This is a genomic window from Leclercia sp. Marseille-Q4284 (assembly GCF_916618945.1).
Taxonomy (GTDB): domain Bacteria; phylum Pseudomonadota; class Gammaproteobacteria; order Enterobacterales; family Enterobacteriaceae; genus Enterobacter; species Enterobacter tamurae.
The window spans coordinates 2,984,118-3,009,155 of the sequence record NZ_CAKAKG010000001.1 but is presented as its reverse complement, the minus strand read 5'-3'; the positions used below and the strand labels follow the sequence as shown (position 1 = coordinate 3,009,155).

Below are 25,038 nucleotides of genomic sequence, written 5' to 3'. Positions count from 1 at the left end.
TGTGAAAAATCTCATTGCTGAGTTGTTGCTGAAGCTTGCCCAAAAGGAAGAAGAGTCGAAAGAGCTGGTGGCCCAGGTCGAAGCCCTGGAAATTGTGGTGACTGCCTTGTTACGCCAGATGGCGAAAAGTGAGCAGCAGGCGCTGATCGACAGCGTGGAAGGCGCGCTGGATGAGGCCCGACCGGCTACGCAGGTATCGGCCCAGGACAGCGAAATGCTGCAGCAATACGTAAAAAAGCTGTTACGGCACCCGCGCAGCTGAACGGTCATATGACATAAGTTTGTGTCATAGACCCGCCATATCGGTTGCCTATAGTCGCTCTGTTTTATTTTTTATCTATTTCTCCATGAAGAAAATAAGTGAAACAGAGCGCACGTTATATTGCATTACTTCCCCTGTTATTTACCCCTGCGATTTATGCTGAAACTGTGGCATCGACCAGAGTTCTGGATAATCGTGCCGCCCAGGGTGATATCACCCAGCCTGCCGCTGACCGGCAGGAAAAAAACACCTGACGGGTGGTTTTTTCAGCAGCACGAACCAGACTTACTGTGATCATCCACAGAAGGATAGTGCTATGAAAATCACCCTGCTGGTTACCCTGCTTGTCGGCCTGTTTTCTCTTACCCCGGTAGGGGCACAGGATAAACAGCTCACCCCGCAGCAGCAACGAATGACCACCTGCAATCAACAGGCGACCGCCCAGGCTCTGAAGGGCGATTCCCGCAAGACTTACATGAGCGACTGCCTGAAAAACGCCTCCTCGAAACCGGGCGAAAAAAGCCTGAATCCTCAGCAACAAAAGATGCGCGAATGTAATAGCCAGGCGACCCAACAATCCCTCAAAGGCGACGATCGAAATAAGTTTATGAGCGCCTGTCTGAAGAAAACCGGCTAGTTCAAACGGGTGAGCGAGCCCGGACGCTCACCCGAAATATCATACTTAGCCTAAAGTAAGCCTTTCTATAATTTGGGAAAATGCTTTTGAGTGTTCCCAAAAACCATGAATGATGAAAACTTTTACAGCAAAATCTTTTCCCGGGAAGGAATCGGTCAGGCATATTCGGCGGATGAGCATCACCGCTCGGGTCTCCGCCTGGCGCGTCAGTTGCGCTGGCCGCGTACAGCGGGTCTGGCCATTCTCTTTTTCCCGATTGCCAGCGTGCTGGTTGCGCAGCCAGTCAACGGTGTCTGGTGGCTGCTGTTGGTTGGCTGGGCGTTTGTCTGGCCCCATCTGGCCTGGCAATTAGCAGCGCGTTCGACCAATCCCTGGAACGGTGAGATGTTTAACCTCAAGGTCGACGCCATTATGGCCGGGGTCTGGATTGGGGTGATGGGGGTTAACGCCATGCCCAGCGCGGCGCTGGTGATGATGATGAGCATGAACCTGATTGGCGTGGGTGGCATTCGGCTGTACGGACCTGGAGTGATAATGACCGCGCTGGCCGCGCTGGTCTCCCTGCAGCTTACGCACGTCACGCCGGAATATGCCAGCACGCCGCTGGAAATCGGGCTCGCGCTGCCGGTGATCGTCTGTTACCCGATGCTATTTGCCTGGGTGAGCTTCCATACGACAAGCCGTCTGGTGGAGCATAAGCGCCGGCTTGAGTTGATGAGTACGCTGGACGGCATGACGGGGGTCTTTAACCGTCGCCACTGGGAAGTGTTGCTGCGCACGGAGTATGAAAATTGTCGCCGCTACCAGCGTAGCGCCACGCTCCTGCTGATCGATATCGATCACTTCAAGAGGATTAATGACAGCTGGGGCCATGATGTGGGCGATCAGGCGATTGTCGCCGTCACCCGTCAGCTGCAGCTCACGTTACGCGCCAGCGATATTATTGGCCGTTTTGGCGGGGATGAGTTCGCGGTAATCATGAGCGGGACGACGGCGGAGAGCGCCATTGCGGCGATGTCGCGGGTACATGAGCGGCTGGCAGATTTACAACTGCCGGGGCCGCCGCACGTAAAGATCTCCATCAGCGTCGGCGTAGCGCCGCTCACGACGTCGATGGTGCATTATCAGGAGTGGCTTAAAGCGGCGGATATCGCGCTCTACAAAGCGAAAAATGCCGGACGTAACCGCACCGAAGTGGCCGCCTGACGCCCGGCAGTCGGTCAGGACTTACTTAGCAGCTCTGATTTTTCCATGCACTTCGTCATGGCTTCAATGACGGCAGCACGGAAGCCGCGCTCCTCCAGCACCCGCACCGCTTCGATGGTAGTGCCGCCCGGGGAACAGACCATATCTTTCAGCTCGCCCGGATGCTTGCCGGTTTCGAGTACCATTTTGGCTGACCCCATCACCGCCTGTGCGGCAAATTTATAGGCCTGCGCACGGGGCATTCCCCCCAGAACGGCCGCATCGGCCATCGCTTCAATAAACATAAAGACGTAGGCAGGCGCCGAACCGCTGACCCCGACCACCGGGTGGATCATCGCCTCGGCAATCACTTCGGCTTCCCCGAAGCAGCGGAAAATATTGATCACATCGGCCACTTCTTCAGCGGTCACCAGCGCGTTAGGGGTGATGGAGGTCATGCCTGCGTTGACCAGCGACGGCGTGTTAGGCATCGCGCGGACAATTTTACGGTCATGTCCCAGGGCGCGCGCCAGCTGGTCGAGGGTAACGCCCGCGGCGATAGAGACCACCAGCGTATCTTTATTCAGGCTGGAGGTGACGTCGCTCAGGACTTTCACCATCATGTTCGGCTTCACCGCGCCGAAGACGATATCGGCCACCTGCGCCACTTCCTGGGCGCTTTGCGCGGCGTTGACGCCATACCGATCGTGCAGAGCGGCAACCTTGTCAGGCGACGGGGTATAGACCCAGATCTGGCCAGGCAGCACCTGGCCGCTGGCGATCAGACCGCCGAGAATGGCTTTGCCCATGTTACCGCAGCCGATAAAACCGATTTTCTTCTCCATCACGTCTCCCTCTTAAACTTTGTTATGATTGTGGAACTTTAGCCTATCAGGTTTTATCACGCAGCATTATATGCCGGAGAGAGAAGATGGCGATTTGGGTGGATGCCGATGCGTGTCCGAATGTCATTAAAGAGATCCTGTTTCGTGCCGCCGAGCGCGTGCAGATGCCGATGACGCTGGTGGCGAATCAGACCCTGCGCGTGCCGCCGTCCCGCTTTATACGCACCCTGCGCGTGCCGGCCGGTTTTGACGTGGCCGATAACGAAATCGTGCGCCAGTGCAGCCCCGGGGACCTGGTGATCACCGCCGATATCCCGCTGGCGGCAGAAGTGCTGGAGAAAGGGGCAGCGGCGCTGAATCCGCGCGGGGAGCGTTACTCCCCGGCCACCATCCGCGAAAAGCTGACGATGCGCGATTTTATGGATACGCTGCGCGCCAGCGGCGTCCAGACCGGTGGGCCGGACAGTTTGTCCCAGCGCGACAGACAAGTGTTTGCTGCCGAACTCGATAAATGGCTGCTGGAAGTGAAACGCCGCCAGGGTTAATCATCACTGTGACATATGATTCGGCCACTATTACCCCGTTCCGGGGTTGTCAACGGCGGGTGGGTTCAGGTAAGGTGAGCGCACCGTTAAGTGCAATCATTTCTTTACAGGATATCCCCTGATATTTCTGGCATTGACTGAAATGGCATATTAACGCCACGCCTGATGTAATAAATTTTTTACGATTACTTATGTACTAGCTTAATGGTATCATGGCACTCTTTTCGACTTCACCCACCGCATGCCTGCGGCCTTAAGGGGAACACCTGGTTATGACCCAGCCTATTTTTTTAATTGGCCCCCGCGGCTGTGGAAAAACCACCGTCGGCCTGGAACTGGCGCGTCTGTGCCAGAGCGAATTTGTTGACACCGATCACTGGTTGCAGACCCATGCCGGTAAGAGCATTGCTGAGATCGTAGAGCAGGAAGGGTGGGAGAGCTTCCGCGCCCGCGAGACGGCCACTCTCGAGGCGGTGACGGCGGGTTCCGGCATCATTGCCACCGGCGGCGGCATTATTTTATCGGCTTATAACCGGCAGTTTATGCGCGAAAAGGGGACGGTGATTTACCTTTGCGCCCCGGTACCTGTGCTGGTCGAACGCCTTGAAGCCTTCCCGGAAGAGGGCCAGCGCCCGACCCTGACCGGCAAGCCCATCAGCGAAGAGGTGAGCGCAGTGCTGGCCGAGCGCGACGCCCTCTATCGCGAAGCGGCTCACCACGTGGTGGATGCTTCTCTGCCACCGGCTCAGGTGGTGCAAAATATCGTAACCGCACTGCATCTGGCATGCGCCAGCTAACTGATGTCTATACTGATAGTTCAGCCACTTAAAAAAAAGGATGAACTATGCCAACCAGACCTCCCTATCCGCGTGAAGCCCGTATTGTTGCCGTTGAAAAAGGTGCGACGGGCCAGACTGTCACCTGGTATCAGCTGCGCGCCGACCACCCGAAACCCGATTCGCTGATCAGCGAGCACGAAACGGAGCTGGAAGCGCAGGATGCCAAAAAGCGTTATGAAGATCCCGATAAAGCCTGATCAAATTCTGAAAGCGGAAAAAACAGTACCCTAATCACACTATTTAAAAAGCGATAACTTTAAACGGAGGGTAATGTACTGGCTTAACAGACACATCCTGTCAGGCTCGCGGATCTTTACATTCCGGCTCGTTAATCAACTGCTACGCTTTTCAGCACTTTTTCTGAACAGCGCACTGTACAGCGAAGCGAGCCTGTCTCTGTGTCCCGATCACGGTAGTGGTAGTAAAGAAAGGCGAGAACAATGAAAGCGACGTTGGCGATCCTCACCATTGGGGTAGTCCCGGTAAGCGCAGTACTCCCGCTCTTAACGGAGCATATCTCTGAACAACAGATCACGCATCACAGTCTGCTCGGTACGCTGAGCCGGGAAGAGGTCATGGAAGACTACGCCCCTGAACCGGGGGAGGCGCTGCTGCCAACCCTGCTCAGCGACGGCGAGCTGGGCAATGTCTCGCAGCCAAAGATCGAGCGCGCCCTGCAAAGCGTTATCGAAGTGCTCGATAACCAGGACTATGAAGTCATCCTGCTGATGAGTACCGCGCCCATCACCGGGCTCGTTGCCCGTAAGGCGATCCTGCTGGAGCCGATGCGGATCATCCCGCCGCTGGTCGGATCGATTGTCGACAGCCATCAGGTGGGGGTGATCGTGCCGATCCCTGAACTGCTGGAGAACCAGTCGCACAAGTGGCGCGGGCTGGTCAAAACGCCGCTGCTTTCCGTGGCGAATCCGTTCTGGGACAGCGAAGCGAAACTGATCGACGCCGGACGCGATCTGCTGGAGCGCGGCGCGGACGTTCTGATGCTCGACTGCCTCGGTTTCCATCAACGCCACCGCGATTTACTGCAAAAAACGCTGGATGTGCCGGTGCTGCTGTCAAACGTGCTGGTAGCCCGGCTGGCCTCGGAATTGCTGGTCTGATGATTTTGCGTGACAGGCATGGAGCGTCCCCCCTATATTGGATTCACATCCAATGACAATAAGGACCAGTCCATGCTTCAGAGTAATGAATACTTTTCCGGTAAAGTGAAGTCCATTGGTTTTACCAGCAGCATTACTGGCCGTGCCAGTGTTGGCGTGATGGCGGAAGGGGAGTATGCCTTCGGTACCGCGCAGCCTGAAGAGATGACCGTGGTCAGCGGTTCACTGAAAGTGTTATTGCCGGGGGAAACGGAGTGGAAAGTGTATAACCCGGGCGATGTTTTTAACGTACCCGGCCACAGCGAGTTCCATCTGCAGGTAGCTGAGCCTGCGTCCTATCTGTGTCGTTACCTGTAAAAAAAAGAGCCGGGTTAACCCGGCTCCTGTTTCTGGCATAAAGCCTGGCATTAAGCATTAACGCTGTGCTTCGCCGCCTAATCCTTCCACCACGCTCTGAATCAACGCCGCCAGTTCACCCGTCATCAGAATGAAGTCAGCATCAAAACGCTGGGCATAGTCGTCCCGGTCGATATCGTCGTTCTGATCGCGAAGCTCATCGGAGAACTTCAGTCGCTTGATCGAGCCATCGTCACACATCATGAACTGAATGCGCTGCTGCCAGTCGAGCGCCAGCTTGGTTACCAGCTTGCCGGCTTCGATGTGCACTGCGATTTCGTCGCTCACCAGCTCCTGCTTCTTGGCACGGATCACGCCGCCGTCTTCGAGGATCGCTTTCAGTTCGGCTTCGTCCAGCAGCTGGAAGCCCTGCGGAACGCTGTTGCCCCGCACCCACTCGGTGAGGGTCAGCTCGATCGGGTTTTCCATCGTCAGCGGCACCACCGGCAGCGAACCGAGGCTTTTACGCAGCAACGCCAGCGTATCTTCTGCTTTTTTGGCGCTGGCGCAGTCGACCATAATCAGGCCGTTAACCGTGTCGATCCACATCATGGTCTGGCTGAAGCGGCTAAAGGCACGCGGCAGCAACGAGTGCAGAACTTCATCTTTCAGCGAATCTTTTTCGGTTTTTTTCAGCTTACGGCCCTGTTCGGCTTCAAGCTTGAAAATTTTGGCTTCCAGCGCCTGTTTCACCACCGGCGTCGGCAGGATCTTCTCTTCCTTACGCGCACAGATGATGATTTGACCATTGGTAGTGTGGGTCAGCGCATCGCTTTGTGATCCCATAGGCGGAACCCATCCGGTTTTCGCCATGTCCTGGCTGCCACACGGGGTAAATGCGTAAAGGTCTAACTGTTTTTCCATCTCGTCGGCGCGCAGCTCGATGTCGCGGCTGAGACGGTAAACCATCAAATTTTTGAACCACAGCATGATAATTTCCACGGTCTTGTCGTTTAATTCAGCGGGCATGATAGCGAATTGTCGCATCGCTTGCATTGCTAATCGGGTAGCAGGCTTCTACTCTGTTGATAATCAAAAAAATGAGGAACGTCCTGTGCGAATTGGTATTGATCTCGGCGGCACCAAAACAGAAGTCATTGCCCTTGGCGAGCAGGGGGAACAGCTGTTCCGCCATCGCCTGCCGACCCCGCGTGACGACTATCAGCAGACCATCGAAACTATCGCCAGCCTGGTGGAGATGGCCGAAAAGGCCACCGGCCAGACGGGCACGGTGGGCATGGGCATTCCAGGTTCGATTTCGCCCTATACCGGGGTGGTGAAAAATGCTAATTCCACCTGGCTTAACGGCCAGCCCTTCGACCGCGATTTAAGCCAGCGGCTGAACCGTGAGGTGCGCCTCGCGAACGACGCCAACTGCCTCGCGGTGTCGGAAGCTATTGATGGCGCAGCGGCGGGTGCGCAGACGGTATTTGCGGTGATTATTGGCACCGGCTGCGGAGCAGGGGTGGCCTTTGGCGGCCGCGCCCATAGCGGCGGCAACGGCACCGCAGGGGAGTGGGGGCACAACCCGCTACCGTGGATGGATGAGGATGAGTTGAAGTACCGCGCTGAAGTGCCGTGCTACTGTGGCAAACAGGGCTGTATCGAAACCTTTATCTCCGGCACCGGCTTCGCTACCGATTACCGCCGTCTGAGCGGGCATCCGCTGAAAGGCAATGAGATCATGCGCCTGGTGGAAGAGCAGGATGCCGTCGCGGAGCTGGCCTTCAGCCGCTACGAAATGCGGCTGGCCAAATCGCTGGCGCACGTGGTGAATATCCTTGACCCGGACGTGATCGTGCTGGGTGGCGGAATGAGCAACGTGGATCGTCTGTATACCACCGTTCCGCAGCTGGTGAAGCAGTGGGTATTTGGCGGTGAATTCGAAACCCCTATCCGCAAAGCGGTGCACGGCGACTCCAGCGGCGTACGCGGCGCGGCCTGGTTGTGGCCAGAATAAAAGCAAAACAGCAACGCAAGTTGCTGTTTTTGATGTTTGTACCCTCTCCCTGTGGGAGAGGGCCAGGGTGAGGGCACCAGACCGCACCGATCCCCATTTATTCCACCGCAAATACCTTATCCAGCCTGCTGTACCCCAGCCCGTTAATCTTCTTCACCTTGATCTGCACCGGAATGCGCTCTTTCATCGCCTCGACGTGGCTGATGACGCCAATGGTTTTGCCGCTGGCATTCAGCGCGTCCAGCGCATCCAGGGCGGTATCCAGCGTCTCGCTGTCGAGGGTGCCAAAGCCCTCATCGAGGAACAGCGAGTCAATCTGCGTTTTATGGCTCACCAGGTCGGAGAGCGCCAGCGCCAGCGCCAGACTCACGAGGAAGCTCTCCCCGCCGGAGAGAGTACGGGTATCGCGCACAGCATCCGCCTGCCAGGTATCCATCACCTCCAGCTCCAGCGCGTCGCTGGCCTTGCGTTGCAGCAGGTAGCGACCATGCAGGCGGGTCAGTTGCTGGTTGGCGAGCCACACCAGGTTGTCGAGAGTTAAGCCCTGGGCAAACTTACGGAAGCGATCGCCCTCTTTAGAACCGATCAGCGCGTTGAGATACCCCCAGTCATCTGCCAGCCGGGCTGCGGCCTCAATCTCCTGCATCAGCGCCTGCTGGTGCAGGCGGTTATCGCTGTCCTGCTTGAGCTGCTGGCGGATCTCCCCCTGGCGGGTGGTGTTTTCGCGAAGCCGGAGCGCGAGCTGCTGTAGCTGCTCCTGAAGAACCGGGGCTTCTGAGATCACTCCTTCGGGGCGGTGTTCCAGATGCTCGTTCAGCCGCTGACCGGCCTGCTGGAGCAGCGCCGTCGCCTGCTGGATCTGGTTCTCCAGGGTCTGCTTCTGTTGCTCCAGGCTGTGGAGGGTATCGTCATCCAGCAGGGCGGCGAGAAACGCCTCGCGATCGGCAAAGACGCTGGCGGCCAGCGCGGCGGCAAACTGCGCTTCGGCATGCTGCAGGCGTTCGCTCTCCAGTTTGCGCTGCTGTTGCAGGGTGGCAAGCTGGCTGTGCAGCGACACACACTCGGTATGGATCTCGCGCCAGTTTTCCGGGATAACGCTTTCTGCTTCAGTCGACTCCGTTGCCGGAAGGGTCTCCAGCAGCGGTGTCAGGGCAGTGATGCGGTCCCGCAGGGCGCTATGCTGTGACTGCTGCGCCTGCCAGCGCTGCGACGCTTGTTCACGTTCCGCGAGCCAGGCCTGCTCTGCGCCGTCTTCGGGCATCGCCAGCGACAACGCCTGAAGAGATTGCTCCATCGCGGTGCGGGCTGCCGCCAGCTGCTGGAGATAGCTTTGTTGCAGGGCTTCCTCTTCGTTGAGCTGGCTTTGCAGCGTCAGGCGCTGGCTAAGCTGGTATAGCTGCTGTTCGTACTGCTCCTGCTGATCCAGCCAGGGGGCGATATCATCCTGAATATTCAGGTTCACCCTCAGGGAGGCGCAAACCTGCTGCCACTCTTCAGTGAGCGCCTGCGCGTCCCGGACCAGCGTCTGCGCCTCGTCTGTTTCCCGCTGCAGCTGGGTGGTGAGGGCGTTCACCTGGCCCAGCACCAGCAGGCCCTCCTCTTTAAGGGTGGCGACCTCTTTCTCCATCGCCTCCCGGCGAAGCTGGTTTTCCGTGAGCGCTAACGCCTGGTATTGTGCAATGGCAGGGTGCTCGGTAGAGCCGCAGAGCAGGCAGGGCTTTCCGGCCTCCAGTTCCGCCCGGTAGCTCTCCAGCTTTTTGATCTTCTCTTCCTGCTCGCATAAGGCCTTTAGATCGAGATAGTGCTGGTTTTTCTCTTTGTACTGCTGGCGGCGCAGCGTCAGCGTTTCATTGAGTTTTGCCAGATCGCCCTGCGCCTTTTGCACGCTCTCATTATTCTGACTGAGCCGTTTTTGCAGGGGCTGATAGCGGGCATGGAGAGTGGTCAGACGCTGGCGCGCCGCGCGGGCCTGAGTTTGCTGCGCCATTTCGGCGGCAGCTTGTTCTGCCGTAAGCGTCAGGGTGTTTTCCGGCAGTCCTGCCAGCTTGTGGCGTAATTCCGCGATACGCCGGGTCAACGTCGCGAGCTGCGTTTTATCCCGGTTTAGCTGGGTGAAGTGCGCCCGCCAGCCCGCCATCTCCTGACCCCACTGGCGGAAGCGGTCGTGGTCGGCCAGCCATTGCGTCAGGGCGGTGAATTCGGTCTGCAATTGATCCTGTACGCGCAGCGCTCCGTTGCGGATCCGCGCGCGCAGCGCCTCGCTGGACTGTAAGCGAGTATTCACATCCAGTATCTGCTGTTCCGCTTGCGCCAGGCGGGCGATCTGCTCCTGCTGCCGCTCCCACTGCGGGCGCAGCAGGGCAGCGGGCTGGGCCAGATGCAGCTTTTCCAGCTCGGGGGTGGCGTCGGTCAGGGCCTGCTGCGCCTGCTGCCGGGCGGCCATCGATCGCTGCTGCTCGCGCAGCAGTTCATCGTGGCGGGTCAGCCAGTTAAACGCTTTCTGCTGGGCCTGCTGTTGGGCCAGCAGCTGTTGTTCTTCGTCAGTAAGTACCTGCAAACCTTGCTGGAGCTGTTGCTGCTGCTCGTCGCTGAGTAACACCACCCCGGCGGCCTGGGCTTCACGCCTCTCCAGCTCGCTGCGCGCCGCTTTATGTTTTTCAAACACCATCGCCGAGATCTGGCCGTAAATTTCGGTCCCGGTCAGCTCTTCCAGCAGTTCGGCACGCTCTTTCGGCCGGGCGTTGAGGAAGGCGGCAAACTGTCCCTGGGAGAGGAGCATCGAGCGGGTAAAGCGGTCATAGTCCAGCCCGGTCAGCGAGGCGACAAGCTCCAGTTTATCCTTCACTTTATCCGCGAGGATTTTGCCGTCTTCACACTGGGCCAGCTCCACGCGCGGCACCTGCAGGTTGCCGTCCGGCTGGTTGCGCGCCCGGTTCTGGCTCCAGAAGGCGCGGTAGGCGACGCCTTTCACCTCAAACTCCACCTCCGCCAGACACTCAGCGGTGTCACGGGTCATCAGATCGTTCTGCGATTGCGAGACGGTGTTGAGGCGCGGCGTCTCGTGGTACAGCGCCAGGCAGATGGCATCCAGCAGGGTGGTTTTCCCGGCACCGGTGGGGCCGGTGATGGCAAACAGGCCATTGCTGAGAAAAGGCTCGGCGGTAAAGTCAATTTTCCATTCGCCCTTGAGCGAGTTGAGGTTTTTCAGACGCAGGCTGAGAATTTTCATGCGTTATCCTCCTCGTTATCCAGCGCGTGCAGCGCATGGCTGAACAGCTCGTTTAACCGGGCCCGCCGGGCGTCATCGAGGGTCTCCTGCGCCAGGCGGCGCTCAAACACCTCCTCCACCCGCAACTCGCTGAGGGTTTCACGCAGGCTGTTGGCGAGGAGCTTCTCGCGCAGCTCGCGGCTGCGCCGCACCAGCAGCACCTCTACCGGCAGATCTTCCGTCAGGTGCTGAATCTTACGCTGCATGTCGTGCAGGTACTCCTCGGTGGCAATTTCGATATCCAGCCAGACGGGAGGCGTCTGCACCACGCCGCGCCACTGCTCAAGCTGGGCGGCGATGGCCGCCAGATCGCCCTTCAGCACCGCCAGCGGTTGGGTGATGGGCACCTCCAGGGCGTCGACGGCGCTGAGCTTACCCTGGTCAAAACTCACCAGATGCACGCTTTTGCTTTTGCCGGTTTCATCAAAGCTGAGGGGAATAGGGGAGCCGCAGTAGCGAATGTGATCGCAGCCGCCAATCTTCTGGGCGCGGTGAATATGGCCCAGCGCAATATAGTCCGCCGCCGGGAAATGCTGTGCCGGGAAGGCGTCCAGCGTCCCGATGTAGATGTCACGTACCGCGTCACTTTTACTGGCCCCGACGGTGGTGAGATGTCCGGTGGCGATAATCGGCAGGACGCTGTCGCCGCGAAGCTGGCAGGCGGCGGTATATTGATCGGCATAATAGTGGGTGATGGCCTCTAACAGCTGCTGCTGTTTCTGAATCCCCGAGAGGCCTGCCTGGCTTTTCATCACGTCGCGAGGGCGCAAGAACGGGATCGGACACAGTACCGCGCCGGGCGTCCCGTCGCGTTTGCGCAGGATCTGCGGCCCATGACCGGCGCTGGCGACCACGGTGGTGTTAAGAAAGGCCAGAATTTCACGGGATTCATTCAGCGTGGCCACGGAATCATGATTGCCCGCAACAATCACCAGATGACAGCCGGTCTTCTGCAGGTTGACCACGAAACGGTTATACAGCTCTCGCGCATAGCTCGGCGGCGATCCGGTGTCGAAGATGTCCCCGGCCACGAGGATGGCGTCCACCTGGTGGGATTCTGCCATCTCAAGCAGCCAGGTGAGGAAGGCTTCATGTTCGGCGGCGCGGCTTTTACTGTAAAAGTTTTGTCCCAGATGCCAGTCCGAGGTGTGAAGTATGCGCATAACAGATCCGTGGCAAAAAAAAGTAAGCGGGATTATAAACATTCAGGGGAAGGAAGATAACCGCTACAATCAGGGCAGCCAGAAAACAACGGCTTGCCTTTATTGGTGGGCAGGTTTTTCATAAATCTGTCATAAATCTGACGCATAATGACGCCGTATTACAAACATGTAACCTAAATAAGACAGGGCTAAGTATGGCGAGACGTATTCTGGTCGTAGAAGATGAAGCACCCATTCGTGAAATGGTCTGCTTTGTGCTCGAACAAAATGGCTTTCAACCGGTAGAAGCCGAAGATTACGACAGCGCGGTGAATCAGCTCAACGAACCCTGGCCCGATCTGATCCTGCTCGACTGGATGTTGCCCGGCGGCTCTGGTCTGCAATTCATCAAACATATCAAACGTGAAGCCTTAACCCGCGATATCCCGGTGATGATGTTGACCGCGCGCGGCGAAGAGGAAGATCGTGTTCGTGGCCTTGAGACCGGCGCGGATGACTACATCACCAAACCTTTCTCTCCGAAAGAGCTGGTGGCGCGTATCAAGGCCGTGATGCGCCGTATTTCACCGATGGCGGTTGAAGAGGTGATTGAGATGCAGGGCCTGAGCCTGGACCCTACCTCGCACCGCGTCATGACCGGTGAAAATCCCCTCGATATGGGGCCTACCGAATTCAAACTGCTGCACTTCTTCATGACCCATCCGGAGCGCGTCTACAGCCGCGAGCAGTTGCTCAATAATGTCTGGGGCACTAACGTGTACGTTGAAGACCGGACGGTGGATGTGCATATTCGTCGTCTGCGTAAGGCCCTGGAAACCAGCGGTCACGATCGCATGGTACAGACCGTCCGCGGCACGGGTTATCGTTTCTCAACCCGTTTCTGAACAATGACAGGAGTGTGACGCGTGCTGGAACGTCTGTCATGGAAAAGGCTCTGCTTTGAACTGATTCTTTGCTGTATCCCGGCCCTGATCCTCGGGGCCCTTTTCGGTTATCTACCCTGGTTTTTGCTGGCGGCAGTCACTGGACTGCTGGTCTGGCACTTCTGGAATCTGCTCCGCCTGTCATGGTGGCTGTGGGTTGACAGAAGCATGACCCCTCCGCCGGGAAGCGGCAGCTGGGAACCGCTGTTGTATGGCCTGCACCAGATGCAGATGCGTAATAAAAAACGCCGACGCGAGCTGGGCAGCCTGATCAAACGCTTTCGCAGCGGTGCGGAGTCCCTGCCGGATGCGGTGGTGCTCACCACCGAAGAGGGGGCGATGTTCTGGTGTAACGGACTGGCGCAACAGCTGCTGGGCCTGCGCTGGCCGGACGATAATGGACAGAACATCCTCAACCTGCTGCGTTACCCTGAGTTTGCGCAATACCTGAAAAAACGCGATTTCACCCGCCCGCACAATCTGGTGCTGAACACCGGTCGCCATCTGGAGATCCGCGTGATGCCCTACAGCGACAAACAGTGGCTGATGGTGGCGCGCGATGTGACCCAGATGCACCAGCTGGAAGGGGCGCGGCGCAACTTCTTCGCCAACGTCAGCCATGAATTACGCACTCCGTTGACGGTGTTGCAGGGCTATCTGGAGATGATGCAGGAGCAGACCCTGGAGGGCGCACCGCGGGAAAAAGCGTTACAGACCATGCGCGAGCAGACGCAACGGATGGAAGGGCTGGTGAAACAGCTCCTGACCCTCTCCCGTATTGAGGCCGCGCCAACCTTAGCGCTCAACGAAACCATCGATGTGCCGATGATGCTGCGGATGTTGGAGCGTGAGGCGCAAACCTTAAGTCAGCAGCAGCACCAGATCACCTTTGAAGTGGATAACAGCCTGAAAGTGCGCGGCAGTAACGATGAGTTGCGCAGCGCCATCTCCAACCTGGTTTATAACGCGGTGAATCATACCCCGGCGGGGACCCACATCACCGTGCGCTGGCAGCATGCGCCCACGGGGGCGGAGTTCAGCGTCGAGGATGATGGCCCGGGTATCGGCCCGGAACATATTCCCCGTCTTACCGAGCGTTTTTATCGGGTGGATAAAGCCCGTTCCCGCCAGACCGGCGGCAGTGGTCTGGGGCTGGCTATCGTCAAGCACGCCATTAATCATCACGACAGTCGTCTCGATATCGTCAGCACGCCGGGCAAAAGTACGCGTTTCAGTTTCGTGATCCCGGAACGTTTGATTGCCAGTAACAGCGCCTGACAGCCAACCTGTAATCAGATATTGCCACAGGCCAGCATATGCTGGCCTGTTTGCTTTGCAGTCAACCGAAGCGCGGATAAATTTTATACGCCTGTTGCTTTTTTGTTCGCATGATTAGCCATGGGTTTTTCTTATAATTGGTGTAATGTTTCAGGTCTGACTTTCAGGCTGGTATATTGTTCTGGTTTTGCGATCCCATATTGCCTTTAAACGTTATAAGCGTTTAAATTGCCCTCCTGATATTGTCGGACAGACTGTATTTGCGTGGTAAATCGAAAAAATATTCCTGACCACGGCAGCAGGGGAGCATTTCCCGCTGAAATTGCACATTTTTTCCGCTGTTTTGTTCCGCATGGGATAGCGAAAAATTCAACGTTTTCAACACCACATCCACAGGCAGTAAGGTTCTATGACCCATCAATTGAAATCGCGTGACATCATCGCACTGGGCTTTATGACATTTGCGCTGTTCGTTGGCGCAGGCAACATCATCTTCCCACCTATGGTTGGCCTGCAGGCGGGTGAACACGTCTGGACCGCGGCACTCGGCTTTCTGATCACCGCTGTGGGCCTGCCGGTTCTGACCGTCGTGGCGCTGGCGAAAGTTGGCGGCGGCGTCGATAGCCTCAGCGCGCCGATTGGTAAAGTGGCCGGGGTGATGCTGGCCGTCGTCTGCTATCTGGCGATCGGTCCACTGTTCGCGACCCCTCGTACCGCGACCGTCTCCTTCGAAGTGGGGATTGCCCCGCTGACCGGTGATGGCCCGCTGCCGCTGTTTATCTACAGCCTGGTCTACTTTGCTATCGTGATCCTGGTGTCGCTCTACCCGGGTAAACTGCTGGATACCGTGGGCAACTTCCTCGCCCCGCTGAAGATTCTGGCGCTGGTGGTGCTGGCGGTCGCGGCGATTGTCTGGCCGGCTGGCCCGCTGAGCTCGGCTACCGAAGCCTATCAAAACGCGGCCTTCTCTAACGGCTTTGTGAACGGTTACCTGACCATGGATACGCTGGGCGCGATGGCGTTCGGGATCGTGATCGTTAACGCCGCGCGTTCCCGTGGCGTGACCGAAGCGCGTCTGCTGACCCGTTACACCGTCTGGGCTGGCCTGATGGCGGGCGCGGGTCTGGCACTGCTCTATCTGGCGCTGTTCCGTCTGGGTTCCGACAGCAGCGTGCTGGTTGACCAGGGCGCGAACGGTGCAGCTATTTTACATGCCTACGTGCAGCACACCTTTGGCGGCGCGGGCAGCATGATGCTGGCTATCCTGATCTTCCTGGCCTGTCTGGTGACCGCGGTTGGCCTGACCTGTGCCTGTGCAGAGTTCTTCGCCCAGTACATTCCACTCTCCTATCGTACGCTGGTGTTTATCCTCGGCGGCTTCTCGATGGCGGTGTCGAACCTGGGTCTGAGCCACCTGATTCAGGTCTCTATTCCGGTGCTGACCACCATTTACCCGCCGTGCATCGTGCTGGTTGTGCTGAGCTTCACCCGCGGCTGGTGGAATAATTCCACACGAATTATCGCCCCGGCCATGTTTATCAGTCTGCTTTTTGGTATGCTTGACGGCATTAAGGCATCGGCAATCAGCGCCATGCTGCCCGCCTGGACACAGCGTCTGCCGCTGTCTGAACAGGGTCTGGCGTGGCTGATGCCTACCGTTGTGGCACTGGTACTGGCTATTATCTGGGATCGTGCTGCAGGGCGTCAGGTTACTTCGAACGCGCACTAAGCAACGGCTGAAAGTTAAACCACGGGGCGTAATGCCCCGTGGTTTTTTGTTTTTTTTAGTCTCAATTGGCAAGTCAAAAAATGGAAAGCACTAACAAACTCAAGCGTGGATTGAGCGCCCGCCACATCCGCTTTATGGCGCTGGGTTCTGCAATCGGCACCGGTCTTTTTTATGGCTCGGCAGATGCCATCAAAATGGCCGGTCCCAGCGTTCTGCTGGCATATCTTATTGGCGGTGTTGCCGCCTACATCATCATGCGTGCGCTGGGGGAGATGTCCGTTCATAACCCGTCAGCCAGCTCCTTCTCCCGCTATGCTCAGGAAAACTTAGGCCCGCTGGCCGGGTATATCACCGGCTGGACCTACTGCTTCGAAATCCTGATTGTGGCCATCGCCGACGTGACGGCCTTCGGCATCTATATGGGCGTCTGGTTCCCGACGGTGCCGCACTGGGTCTGGGTACTCAGCGTGGTGCTGATCATCTGCGCCATCAATCTGATGAGCGTGAAGGTGTTCGGCGAGCTGGAGTTCTGGTTCTCCTTCTTCAAAGTTGCCACCATCATCATCATGATTGCCGCTGGTATCGGCATCATCATCTGGGGGATTGGCAACGGCGGACAACCGACCGGGATCCATAATCTGTGGAGCAACGGCGGCTTCTTCAGCAACGGCTGGATCGGCATGGTGATGTCGCTGCAGATGGTGATGTTTGCCTACGGTGGGATCGAAATCATCGGTATTACCGCCGGTGAAGCGAAAGACCCTGAGAAGTCTATTCCGCGCGCCATCAACTCTGTGCCGATGCGTATTCTGATTTTCTACGTGGGCACGCTGTTTGTGATCATGTCCATTTATCCGTGGAACCAGGTCGGCACCAACGGCAGCCCGTTCGTGCTCACCTTCCAGCATCTGGGCATTACCTTTGCCGCCAGCATCCTGAACTTTGTGGTGCTGACCGCCTCGCTCTCCGCCATCAACGCCGACGTCTTCGGCGTGGGGCGTATGCTGCACGGCATGGCGGAGCAGGGCAGTGCGCCGAAGGCCTTCGCCAAAACCTCCAGCCGCGGCACGCCGTGGGTGACAATACTGGTGATGACCGTGGCGCTGCTGCTGTCGGTCTATCTGAACTACATCATGCCGGAGAACGTCTTCCTGGTGATTGCGTCGCTTGCGACCTTTGCCACCGTCTGGGTGTGGATCATGATTCTGATGTCGCAGATTGGCTTCCGCCGTCGTCTGTCGCCGGATGAGGTGAAAGCGCTGAAGTTTAAAGTCCCGGGCGGGGTGGCAACGACCGTGGTCGGCCTGATCTTCCTGGTCTTTATTATCGGCCTGATTGGTTACCACCCGGAAACCCGCATCTCGCTGTATGTCGGCTTCGCGTGGATTGCCCTGCTGCTGGTGGGCTGGGTGTTTAAACGCCGCCGCGAGCGTCAGTTAGCAGAAGCGCAGTAATCAGAATGCCCGGCAAATGCCGGGCATTTTTCTCCTCCCCCTTCCTCCTCCCCCAATAAACCTCATCGTGAGGAGTGAACATCAACTACCCTGTGGCAAGGTGACCTCATTTCTGGGATAGGGGATAAAAGATGTTGAATGCATGGCACCTGCCGGTTGCCCCATTTGTTAAGCAAAACAACGATAAACTCGTCATCACGCTGTGGCTGACGGGAGAGAACCTGCCTGAGCGGGTAACGATGCGCGCTGAATTCGATAATGAAGAGACCTCGCTGCCGATGCACAAGCTGCGCAGCCAGCCACAGCCTGGCGTTACCGCCTGGCGGGCCACTATCGACACAACGAAAGGGCAGCCGCGGCACCGCTACAGCTTTAAAATGCTCTGGCATAACCGCCAGCTGTGGTTTACCCCGCAGGGGTTCAGCCGTTTCCCACCCGCCCGCCTGGAGCAGTTCGCCGTCGATTACCCGGATGCCGGGCCGGAATGGGTGGTCGAGCAGGTCTTTTACCAGATCTTCCCGGACCGCTTCGCCCGCAGCCAGCAGCGCAACCCGGAGCGGGACAAAACGTACTATCATCATGCCGCCGGTCACGAGACCATCTTCCATCAATGGGATGAACCGGTCACCGCCCAGGCGGGGGGCTCAACCTTTTACGGCGGCGATCTTGATGGCATCAGCGAGAAGCTGCCGTATCTGAAAAAACTCGGCGTCACGGCGCTGTACCTCAACCCGGTGTTTGTCGCTCCCAGCGTGCATAAGTACGACACAGAAGATTACCGCCACGTGGATGAGCAGTTTGGCGGCGATGAGGCCCTGTTACGCCTGCGGGAAAATACCCACCGGGAAGGGATGCGCCTGATTCTCGACGGCGTGTTCAACCACAGCGGCGATTCCCACGCCTGGTTCGACCGCCATAACCGCGGGACGGGCGGCGCCTGCCATAACCCGGACTCGCCCCAGCGGGACTGGTACAGCTTTGACGACGAAGGCCAGGCCCTGGACTGGCTGGGCTACGCCAGCTTGCCGAAGCTCGATTATCAGTCACCCACCCTGGTGGACGAGATCTACGGCAGCGAAGACAGCATCGTCCGCCACTGGCTGAAAGCCCCGTGGAATATGGACGGCTGGCGGCTGGATGTGGTGCATATGCTCGGGGAAGGGGGCGGAGCACGCCATAACCTGCAGCACGTGGCCGGGATCACCCGTTCCGCGAAGCAGGCCCGGCCCGATGCCTTCGTCTTTGGCGAGCACTTTGGTGATGCCCGCCAGTGGCTGCAGGCCGATGCGGAAGATTCGGCGATGAACTATCGCGGTTTCACCTTCCCGGTGTGGGGCTTCCTCGCCAACACCGATATCTCCTACGATCCACAGCACATCGACGCTGAAACCTGCATGAAATGGATGGATAACTACCGCGCCAGCCTGTCGCATCAGCAGCAGTTACGCATGTTCAACCAGCTCGACAGCCATGATACCGCCCGCTTTAAGTCGCTGCTCGGCAAAGACGTGGCGCGCCTGCCGCTGGCGGTGACCTGGCTGTTTACCTGGCCCGGTGTACCGTGCATTTACTACGGGGACGAGGTGGGGCTGGACGGCAATAACGATCCGTTCTGCCGCAAGACCTTCCCGTGGGAGGCCGAAAGGCAGGACAAGGGGCTGTTCACGCTCTATCAGCGGCTGATCAAACTGCGTAAACAGAGCCAGGCGCTGCGCTACGGCGGCTGCCAGGTGGTCTACGCCCACGACAACGTGGTGGTCTTTATGCGCGTCTACAACCAGCAGCGGGTGCTGGTGGCCATTAACCGGGGTGATGCCTGTGAGGTGGTGCTGGAAGATTCACCGCTGCTGGCGGGTAAAACGTGGAAGAGCAAAGAGGGTAAAGCGACGTTCCAGGACGGCGTGCTCACGCTTCCTGCGATCTCCGCTGCGGTCTGGTTCGGCAGTTAATGTCGGGCGGAACGGTTCCCACCTTTTAAGATGGCGTAAATGCAACGATTTGTGTCAATCTTAACGGATTGTTAACGGTGAAGGTGGAAACATGGACGAGCTTTACATCCTTGGCTGTCTGTTCCTGATTTTTGCGCTGGTGGTTGCGCCCGTGCTTGCGGTTATCGGATTTAATCGAAGCACGGCGGCGAAACAGGAGATCGCCCGGCTGCGCCAGCGCATTGAGGCCCTTGAGCAGCGCGGCGTGACAGAAAAAGCGCCGGAACCTGAACAGGCTGCTGCGCCGGTGGTCGTGGCCGAGCCGGTGGTTGACGACGCGCCCGCGCCTGTCGACCCCTGGCGCCCGAATATTCCCGCTGCCGCGGCAGCACCTGCTCCGGCTCCTGCGCCCGCGGCAAAACAGCCTTCTGCCTTTGGCGGCATACTGACGTCGCTGGTGCGCTGGTTCATGCAGGGCAATCCGCTGGCGAAGCTTGGGATCCTGCTGCTCTTTCTCGGCCTTTCATTTCTCCTGCGCTATACCGTCGAGCACTCCCTGTTTCCGCTTGAGCTGCGCCTGGCCGCGACGGCGCTGTTTGCTATGGTCCTGCTGGTCTTCGGGTGGCGGCTGCGGCACAAACAGCGCGTCTATTCCCTGATCCTCCAGGGTGGGGCGACAGGCATCCTCTATCTGACCGTCTTTGGCGCCTTCCGGCTCTGGCAGATGTTGCCGATGACGCTGGCCTTTGCACTGCTGGTGGTCATTTGCGCGGCGAGCGTCGGGCTGGCGGTGCTGCAGAGGGCGCTGAGCCTCGCTATGCTGGCAAGTCTCGGTGGGTATCTTGCGCCGCTGCTCTTGTCTACCGGAGGCGGCAGTTTTGTGGCGCTGTTCTCTTTCTACCTTCTGCTTTCCATCGGCATTCTCGCGATCAGCATCTGGCAGCACTGGCGCGAGCTGAATCTGCTCGGGCTGCTGTTTACATTCGGCGTCGGCGGCCTTTGGGGACTGAACGACTACCGGCCTGAAGACTATGGGATCTGCCAGCTGTTCCTGATTGCCAACACGCTGATATTCGGCGTGATGAGCGTGGCGCTGTCGCTGCGGGCGCAGGAGAAAGGGAAGCAGATTATTGACGGCGTGCTGCTGTTTGCCCCGCCGCTGGTTGGTTTTGGAATGCAGTACGGCATGACTCAGCACTGGACCTACGGCCCGGCGCTCAGCGCGCTGGGGTACGGTGCGTTTTACCTCTCGCTGGCGTTCCTCGCGCTACGGCGCTATCCCTCCCTCGGACGGCCGCTGGTCATGGCGGCGCTGGCGATCGGCGGCGGGTTTGCCACGCTCGCCATTCCGCTGGCGCTGTCGGCTCGCTGGACGGCGATGGCCTGGGGGCTGGAGGGGCTGGGTATCCTCTGGCTGGGCGTGCAACAGCAGCAGCGGCGCATGAGCTATAGCGGGACGGCGCTGCTGGTGCTGGCACTGGGTAGCGCGCTGTGGGCGCAAACGAACGGTGTGACATCGCTGAGCCTGCTGCTTATCTTCGCCGTCCTCAGCCTTTGCTGGCTGGCTGCGGCCTGGCTGTGGCGGGAAATCGTTCTGCCCGTCAGTTGGGTACTGCTGGCCGGCGGGCTGCTGTTCTGGATAGTGGCGCTGCTGGGGGCGTCGCAGCTGATGCTGAAGCAGGAATTATCCGTTCTGGCAGGCGTGCTGGCGCTCTCGACCGTCTCGGTCCTGGGCTGGCGGCAGGCGGCCGCTCGTCTGGCGTGGCGGGAGCTGGATGCCAGCAAATGGCTGCTGTGGCCGCTGATGCTGCTGATGGTGGCTTATCAGCTCTGGCATCAGCAGGTCTTTGCCGCTGACTGGTCAAATCTGGCCTGGTGCGTTGCGCTTCCTGCCGCACTGATGCTGCTGCGGCGCGACGGTAAAAGGCTCCAGCCGCGCATCGCGATGGGGCTGCATCTGTCGCTGTTCTGGATGGTTTTAGTGGCGCTGGCCGCCGAGCTTTACTGGTTTGCCCGGTCGTTGCCGTGGGGGATGGCGGCCTGGGGCAGTGGACTGGCGATGGCCGCGGGTGGCGGTTTAATTATGGCGCTCTCTGCGGCGGTACGGCGTCGCGGGTGGCCGTTCCGGGAGTGGCCAGCGCTATACGCCTGCCTGGCACCGATCCCTGTTGTCGTGGCGCTGCTGGTGTTATTGGTCGTGACCAATTTCCAGGACGGCGTGGTCTATCGCCAGACCTGGCTACCGCTGGTGAACCCGCTTGAGGAAGGGGCCGCGTTCGCGCTGCTGGGGCTGGTGATCTTTTATCGGGCGGTGGATCGCTACTACCCCGCGTTGCTTTCGCAAGCCCGCCCGTGGCCTGCCGTCGCGCTTATGGCGTTTGGATTCTGGTGGCTTAACGGTGCGCTAATGCGCGCGCTGGCCTGGTATGGTGACGTGGCCTGGAATATGGAATCGCTGTGGGATTCCCGGCTTGTCCAGACCTGCTTTGCCCTGTTCTGGATGCTGAGCGCGCTGGTGGTCATGATCCATGCCACCCGTCGGGCTTCCCGGCAGGAGTGGCTCTGCGGCGCTGCGCTGCTGGGTGTCGTGATGGTTAAACTGATGCTGGTAGACAGCGCGGGCGGAGGCGGGCTGTCGCGCGCGGTGGCGTTTATCGGCGTGGCAATCCTGGTACTGATCGTAGGTTATTTCTCACCGCTGCCGCCCAAAACAGGAGATGAAAAATGAAATGGATGAAAGCGGTGGCGTGTAGCGCGCTGCTGGTGCTTTCCGGCCCGGCGCTTTGCGACGAGGGACAAACGGAATCGCCCCGGGACTATGCCTTTGGTCGTTCACTGGATACGTCCGCCCCTTCCCAGTGGTATCGGGTCGCGCTCCCGCTCGCCGTCTATGAGCAGAGCACGTCACCCGATCTGCATGATGTCCGCGTCTTTAATCAGTCGGGCGAGTCGGTTCCCTTCAGCCTGGTCACCGTAACGCGTCCGCAAGCGTCAGCGCAATCCACACCACTTCGCCTCTTTACTCTGGACGCCTCGCCGCTCGCACCTGCGCGCGGGGATGAGGATAGCGATAAAATCCTGCTCCGCTCCCGAAACGGCGTAGAGATTGTACTGGAGGGGCAAAAAGCCGCCGCAGCCGGGCAACATTATCTGCTGACCTTGCCGGAGCAGGCGACGGGCGAGATGGCCCTGTCCCAGTTGCAGCTGCTCTGGAATAGCCCTCAGACGCCGTGGCAGGGAACGGCGTCGGTTTATTACAGCGAGGATCTTAAGCAGTGGTATACCCTGCGCGAGGATATGCCTCTGCTGGACGTGGTCAGCGGCCAGGATCGCCTTAAGCTCGACCGGATCGATACCGATATGGTTTTATCTCCCGATGCGAATCGCTATCTCATGGTGGTGCTGAATACGCAAAGCCAGAAGATAACCCTGACCGGCGTAAATGCAATTAGCGCACCTGCGCAGGCGGCCCCGGAAGAGATCAGCCTGGAAGGGGAAGGAGAACAGTTATCGACAAGTGAAGTCCAGTGGCACTGGACGCGACCGCAGCCGCTGAGTGCTGTCAGCATCTCACTGAATGGCGATGGCATCCTTCCCGTGGAGATCGCGTGGCGGAGTAGCAAAAAAGACGCATGGCACCCGCTGAAAAAAGAGGTCCTTTACCGTCTGGAAGGGAAAATGTCTCCACCGGTTTCGCTTAACGGGGGACTGGTGCAGGCGGTAAAAATCACGACGCTGAATGCGCGTTTGCCAGAATACCTGCCGGGCGTCATGGGGCATCGCGACCGCTATGAGCTGGTGTTCAACGCGCAGGGGAAAGCGCCGTATGTGCTCGCCTGGGGCAACGGGGCGGCAAAGCCTGCAAAAGTGGAGCCCGACATGCTGATCCCTGCCGACCTGCGCAAAACCTATGATATGGCAAACCTGCCGCAGGCTGATATTCAGGACAATGTCGCGTTAGGCGGCGAGGGGCGTCTGACCGCCACCTCCGCGGCCGAGCGGGAGAGCAGGATGACCGCACTGCTGGTGTGGGGCGTGCTGATTGCGGGCGTGATTCTGCTGGCAGGCATGGCCTGGCGCATCTGGCGGGAGACACAGCGTAAGGCATAAAAAAAGGCCCGCATTTGCGGGCCTTTTTCGTAAACCGTGCCGATTACAGGCTGGATACGTTCTCGGTCAGGTATTTAGCTACGCCTGCTGGAGAAGCGGCCATACCTTCTTTACCTTTTTCCCACTGAGCCGGGCACACTTCACCGTGCTCTTCGTGGAACTGCAGCGCGTCAACCATACGCAGCATTTCGTCGATGTTACGACCCAGTGGCAGATCGTTCACCACCTGGTGACGCACGATACCGTTAGCGTCGATCAGGAAGGAACCACGCAGGGCAACGCCCGCGTCCGGATGCTCGATACCGTAAGCCTGCTGGATTTCGCGTTTGATGTCCGCAACCATCGCGTATTTCACTTGACCGATGCCGCCGTTGTCGACAGGGGTGTTACGCCATGCGTTGTGTACAAACTCAGAGTCGAAGGAGACGCCAACCACTTCCACGCCACGCTTCTGGAATTCTTCGTAACGCTTGTCGAAAGCAATCAGCTCAGACGGGCAAACGAAGGTGAAGTCCATTGGCCAGAAGAACAGAACGGTGGCTTTACCGTTGGTGTGCTGTTTGAAGTTGAAGTTTTCAACGATTTCACCGCTGCCCAGTACAGCTGCTGCTGTAAAATCCGGGGCCGGACGAGTTACCAGAACCATGTGATTCTCCTGTGATTACTAAGGTTATTTGGAACGCAACGCGGGCCAGTATAGAGAGTGTTCGCTCTAAAGACAAAGAGGCGCTGACAATCGTTAACCCAGCTTTTACCTATCAATCACATTTATATTAAAGCTGCTTATATTTCGCCTGTTCCATCATCCGCGGATAGAACTGCCAGAAGCGGGTCTCCAGTGCGTCGTAATGGGCATCCAGATCCTGCCAGGAGTCGCGCAGAGCGTCGAGGCGCGGACGGCGGCTGGCCATGCCGTTCAGCACCCGCTGAATAAAGTCCATCTCGCTATAGCGTTCGAGCCAGCGCTCTGACCACAGGTAGTTATTCAGATTCACAAAGCGCGGCGGAGAGTCCGGAAGGATAATCGCCACCTGGGCGTGGGCATAGCGCACGAACGCTGGCAGAGGCATCTCCGGGGAGAGCTGTTCCCAGTGGCGGGAGAGGAAATGATCCCACATCACGTCCAGCGTAATAGGGGCGACCCGGCGGGTTTCCGGGCGGAACCAGGCTTTGGCTTCTTTCACTTCGGGCAGATTGTCAGTCATGACGTCGATCCGGCGGTGCATGAAAATGCCCTCCACCACGTCAGCGGGGTAGTCCTCGGCGGGATTGCCGCGCACAAAATCGGCCAGCAAATTGCCGGAAAGCGAGCTGTCAGCGAGATGGGCGAGGTGCAGGTGAGCGAGAAAATTCATGCGATTCGTTATCCGGAGTCGGCTAGTTGTTGCAGCAAAGAGG

General features: G+C 58.5%; 22 protein-coding genes and 1 pseudogene. 17 read left to right on the top strand and 6 right to left on the bottom strand.

Going from position 1 to position 25,038, the window contains the following annotated elements; genetic code table 11:
- Position 1: 1 nt before the first annotated feature.
- From iraP to adrA, 4 genes and pseudogenes are all read left to right on the top strand, one after another.
- Positions 2-262 carry an anti-adapter protein IraP gene (iraP, locus tag LG383_RS14225; protein ID WP_106992100.1) on the top strand — a complete coding sequence of 87 codons (261 nt, stop codon included), beginning with the start codon at positions 2-4 and terminating at the stop codon, positions 260-262.
- Between the two features lie 98 nt (positions 263-360).
- A pseudogene (locus LG383_RS14220) lies at positions 361-501 on the top strand (hypothetical protein); the annotation flags it as partial.
- 77 nt (positions 502-578) lie between these two features.
- Positions 579-899 (top strand): phosphate starvation-inducible protein PsiF, encoded by a 321-nt coding sequence (psiF, locus tag LG383_RS14215; RefSeq protein ID WP_106992101.1) that lies wholly within the window; start codon positions 579-581, stop codon positions 897-899.
- 90 nt (positions 900-989) lie between these two features.
- The gene (gene adrA / locus LG383_RS14210; RefSeq protein ID WP_225759420.1) at positions 990-2,105 is read left to right on the top strand and encodes a diguanylate cyclase AdrA; all 1,116 of its coding nucleotides are present in this window, start codon (positions 990-992) and stop codon (positions 2,103-2,105) included.
- 14 nt (positions 2,106-2,119) lie between these two features.
- On the opposite strand, the gene proC is transcribed toward adrA, so the two are convergent.
- A complete protein-coding gene (proC, locus tag LG383_RS14205) occupies positions 2,120-2,929 on the bottom strand; it encodes a pyrroline-5-carboxylate reductase (protein ID WP_225759419.1) in 810 nt (269 codons plus the stop codon).
- 86 nt (positions 2,930-3,015) lie between these two features.
- On the opposite strand from proC, the gene LG383_RS14200 reads away from it, so the two are divergent.
- The 5 genes from LG383_RS14200 to ppnP all read left to right on the top strand — a co-directional run bounded on the left by LG383_RS14200 (position 3,016) and on the right by ppnP (position 5,788).
- On the top strand, positions 3,016-3,474 hold the full coding sequence (locus LG383_RS14200; protein WP_106992103.1) for a YaiI/YqxD family protein: 459 nt from the start codon (positions 3,016-3,018) through the stop codon (positions 3,472-3,474).
- A 272-nt stretch (positions 3,475-3,746) separates the two neighbouring features.
- A complete protein-coding gene (gene aroL, locus LG383_RS14195) occupies positions 3,747-4,271 on the top strand; it encodes a shikimate kinase AroL (protein WP_225759418.1) in 525 nt (174 codons plus the stop codon).
- Between the two features lie 47 nt (positions 4,272-4,318).
- Positions 4,319-4,510: a protein YaiA gene (gene yaiA / locus LG383_RS14190; protein WP_106992105.1), complete on the top strand. Its 192-nt coding sequence runs from the start codon at positions 4,319-4,321 to the stop codon at positions 4,508-4,510.
- Between the two features lie 243 nt (positions 4,511-4,753).
- Entirely contained in the window at positions 4,754-5,431 is a 678-nt protein-coding gene (locus LG383_RS14185) for an AroM family protein (protein ID WP_106992106.1), read from the top strand.
- Between the two features lie 72 nt (positions 5,432-5,503).
- On the top strand, positions 5,504-5,788 hold the full coding sequence (ppnP, locus tag LG383_RS14180) for a pyrimidine/purine nucleoside phosphorylase (RefSeq protein WP_106992107.1): 285 nt from the start codon (positions 5,504-5,506) through the stop codon (positions 5,786-5,788).
- Positions 5,789-5,845: 57 nt separating this feature from the next.
- Here ppnP and rdgC read toward each other — a convergent pair whose 3' ends face one another.
- Positions 5,846-6,757, bottom strand: coding sequence for a recombination-associated protein RdgC (gene rdgC / locus LG383_RS14175; protein ID WP_106992793.1), 912 nt, complete (start codon positions 6,755-6,757; stop codon positions 5,846-5,848).
- 124 nt (positions 6,758-6,881) lie between these two features.
- Here rdgC and mak point away from each other — a divergent pair, with 124 nt between their 5' ends.
- Positions 6,882-7,787 carry a fructokinase gene (gene mak / locus LG383_RS14170; RefSeq protein WP_166181695.1) on the top strand — a complete coding sequence of 302 codons (906 nt, stop codon included), beginning with the start codon at positions 6,882-6,884 and terminating at the stop codon, positions 7,785-7,787.
- 97 nt (positions 7,788-7,884) lie between these two features.
- Here mak and sbcC read toward each other — a convergent pair whose 3' ends face one another.
- On the bottom strand, positions 7,885-11,016 hold the full coding sequence (gene sbcC / locus LG383_RS14165; RefSeq protein WP_225759417.1) for an exonuclease subunit SbcC: 3,132 nt from the start codon (positions 11,014-11,016) through the stop codon (positions 7,885-7,887).
- The gene (gene sbcD, locus LG383_RS14160; protein WP_225759416.1) at positions 11,013-12,218 is read right to left on the bottom strand and encodes an exonuclease subunit SbcD; all 1,206 of its coding nucleotides are present in this window, start codon (positions 12,216-12,218) and stop codon (positions 11,013-11,015) included. Before sbcD ends, sbcC begins: the two co-directional genes overlap by 4 nt.
- Before the next feature lie 194 nt (positions 12,219-12,412).
- On the opposite strand from sbcD, the gene phoB reads away from it, so the two are divergent.
- From phoB to LG383_RS14125, 7 genes are all read left to right on the top strand, one after another.
- The gene (gene phoB, locus LG383_RS14155) at positions 12,413-13,102 is read left to right on the top strand and encodes a phosphate response regulator transcription factor PhoB (protein WP_032616792.1); all 690 of its coding nucleotides are present in this window, start codon (positions 12,413-12,415) and stop codon (positions 13,100-13,102) included.
- A 21-nt stretch (positions 13,103-13,123) separates the two neighbouring features.
- A complete protein-coding gene (gene phoR / locus LG383_RS14150) occupies positions 13,124-14,419 on the top strand; it encodes a phosphate regulon sensor histidine kinase PhoR (protein ID WP_166181698.1) in 1,296 nt (431 codons plus the stop codon).
- Between the two features lie 409 nt (positions 14,420-14,828).
- On the top strand, positions 14,829-16,148 hold the full coding sequence (gene brnQ / locus LG383_RS14145; protein ID WP_225759415.1) for a branched-chain amino acid transporter carrier protein BrnQ: 1,320 nt from the start codon (positions 14,829-14,831) through the stop codon (positions 16,146-16,148).
- A gap of 80 nt (positions 16,149-16,228) precedes the next feature.
- Complete coding sequence (proY, locus tag LG383_RS14140; protein ID WP_225759414.1) at positions 16,229-17,602, top strand: proline-specific permease ProY; 1,374 nt, start codon at positions 16,229-16,231, stop codon at positions 17,600-17,602.
- A 131-nt stretch (positions 17,603-17,733) separates the two neighbouring features.
- Positions 17,734-19,551: a maltodextrin glucosidase gene (gene malZ / locus LG383_RS14135; protein WP_225759413.1), complete on the top strand. Its 1,818-nt coding sequence runs from the start codon at positions 17,734-17,736 to the stop codon at positions 19,549-19,551.
- Positions 19,552-19,642: 91 nt separating this feature from the next.
- Positions 19,643-22,258 carry a DUF2339 domain-containing protein gene (locus tag LG383_RS14130; RefSeq protein ID WP_225759412.1) on the top strand — a complete coding sequence of 872 codons (2,616 nt, stop codon included), beginning with the start codon at positions 19,643-19,645 and terminating at the stop codon, positions 22,256-22,258.
- A complete protein-coding gene (locus tag LG383_RS14125; RefSeq protein WP_225759411.1) occupies positions 22,255-23,640 on the top strand; it encodes a DUF3999 family protein in 1,386 nt (461 codons plus the stop codon). Before LG383_RS14130 ends, LG383_RS14125 begins: the two co-directional genes overlap by 4 nt.
- Before the next feature lie 43 nt (positions 23,641-23,683).
- Here the strand turns inward: LG383_RS14125 and LG383_RS14120 are convergent, their stop codons facing one another.
- Entirely contained in the window at positions 23,684-24,286 is a 603-nt protein-coding gene (locus LG383_RS14120; RefSeq protein ID WP_106992117.1) for a peroxiredoxin C, read from the bottom strand.
- A gap of 127 nt (positions 24,287-24,413) precedes the next feature.
- Entirely contained in the window at positions 24,414-24,995 is a 582-nt protein-coding gene (gene acpH / locus LG383_RS14115) for an ACP phosphodiesterase (RefSeq protein WP_106992118.1), read from the bottom strand.
- Between the last annotated feature and the right edge of the window lie 43 nt (positions 24,996-25,038).

Bases quoted from the DNA above. Each gene is read 5' to 3' on its own strand.
- malZ (WP_225759413.1), top strand. From the start codon at position 17,734: ATGTTGAATGCATGGCACCTGCCGGTTGCCCCATTTGTTAAGCAAAAC.
- sbcD (WP_225759416.1), bottom strand. From the start codon at position 12,218: ATGCGCATACTTCACACCTCGGACTGGCATCTGGGACAAAACTTTTAC.
- LG383_RS14120 (WP_106992117.1), bottom strand. From the start codon at position 24,286: ATGGTTCTGGTAACTCGTCCGGCCCCGGATTTTACAGCAGCAGCTGTA.
- LG383_RS14125 (WP_225759411.1), top strand. From the start codon at position 22,255: ATGAAATGGATGAAAGCGGTGGCGTGTAGCGCGCTGCTGGTGCTTTCC.
- acpH (WP_106992118.1), bottom strand. From the start codon at position 24,995: ATGAATTTTCTCGCTCACCTGCACCTCGCCCATCTCGCTGACAGCTCG.
- LG383_RS14200 (WP_106992103.1), top strand. From the start codon at position 3,016: ATGGCGATTTGGGTGGATGCCGATGCGTGTCCGAATGTCATTAAAGAG.
- yaiA (WP_106992105.1), top strand. From the start codon at position 4,319: ATGCCAACCAGACCTCCCTATCCGCGTGAAGCCCGTATTGTTGCCGTT.
- ppnP (WP_106992107.1), top strand. From the start codon at position 5,504: ATGCTTCAGAGTAATGAATACTTTTCCGGTAAAGTGAAGTCCATTGGT.
- psiF (WP_106992101.1), top strand. From the start codon at position 579: ATGAAAATCACCCTGCTGGTTACCCTGCTTGTCGGCCTGTTTTCTCTT.
- aroL (WP_225759418.1), top strand. From the start codon at position 3,747: ATGACCCAGCCTATTTTTTTAATTGGCCCCCGCGGCTGTGGAAAAACC.
- LG383_RS14185 (WP_106992106.1), top strand. From the start codon at position 4,754: ATGAAAGCGACGTTGGCGATCCTCACCATTGGGGTAGTCCCGGTAAGC.
- phoB (WP_032616792.1), top strand. From the start codon at position 12,413: ATGGCGAGACGTATTCTGGTCGTAGAAGATGAAGCACCCATTCGTGAA.
- proC (WP_225759419.1), bottom strand. From the start codon at position 2,929: ATGGAGAAGAAAATCGGTTTTATCGGCTGCGGTAACATGGGCAAAGCC.
- LG383_RS14130 (WP_225759412.1), top strand. From the start codon at position 19,643: ATGGACGAGCTTTACATCCTTGGCTGTCTGTTCCTGATTTTTGCGCTG.
- sbcC (WP_225759417.1), bottom strand. From the start codon at position 11,016: ATGAAAATTCTCAGCCTGCGTCTGAAAAACCTCAACTCGCTCAAGGGC.
- brnQ (WP_225759415.1), top strand. From the start codon at position 14,829: ATGACCCATCAATTGAAATCGCGTGACATCATCGCACTGGGCTTTATG.
- rdgC (WP_106992793.1), bottom strand. From the start codon at position 6,757: ATGCTGTGGTTCAAAAATTTGATGGTTTACCGTCTCAGCCGCGACATC.
- proY (WP_225759414.1), top strand. From the start codon at position 16,229: ATGGAAAGCACTAACAAACTCAAGCGTGGATTGAGCGCCCGCCACATC.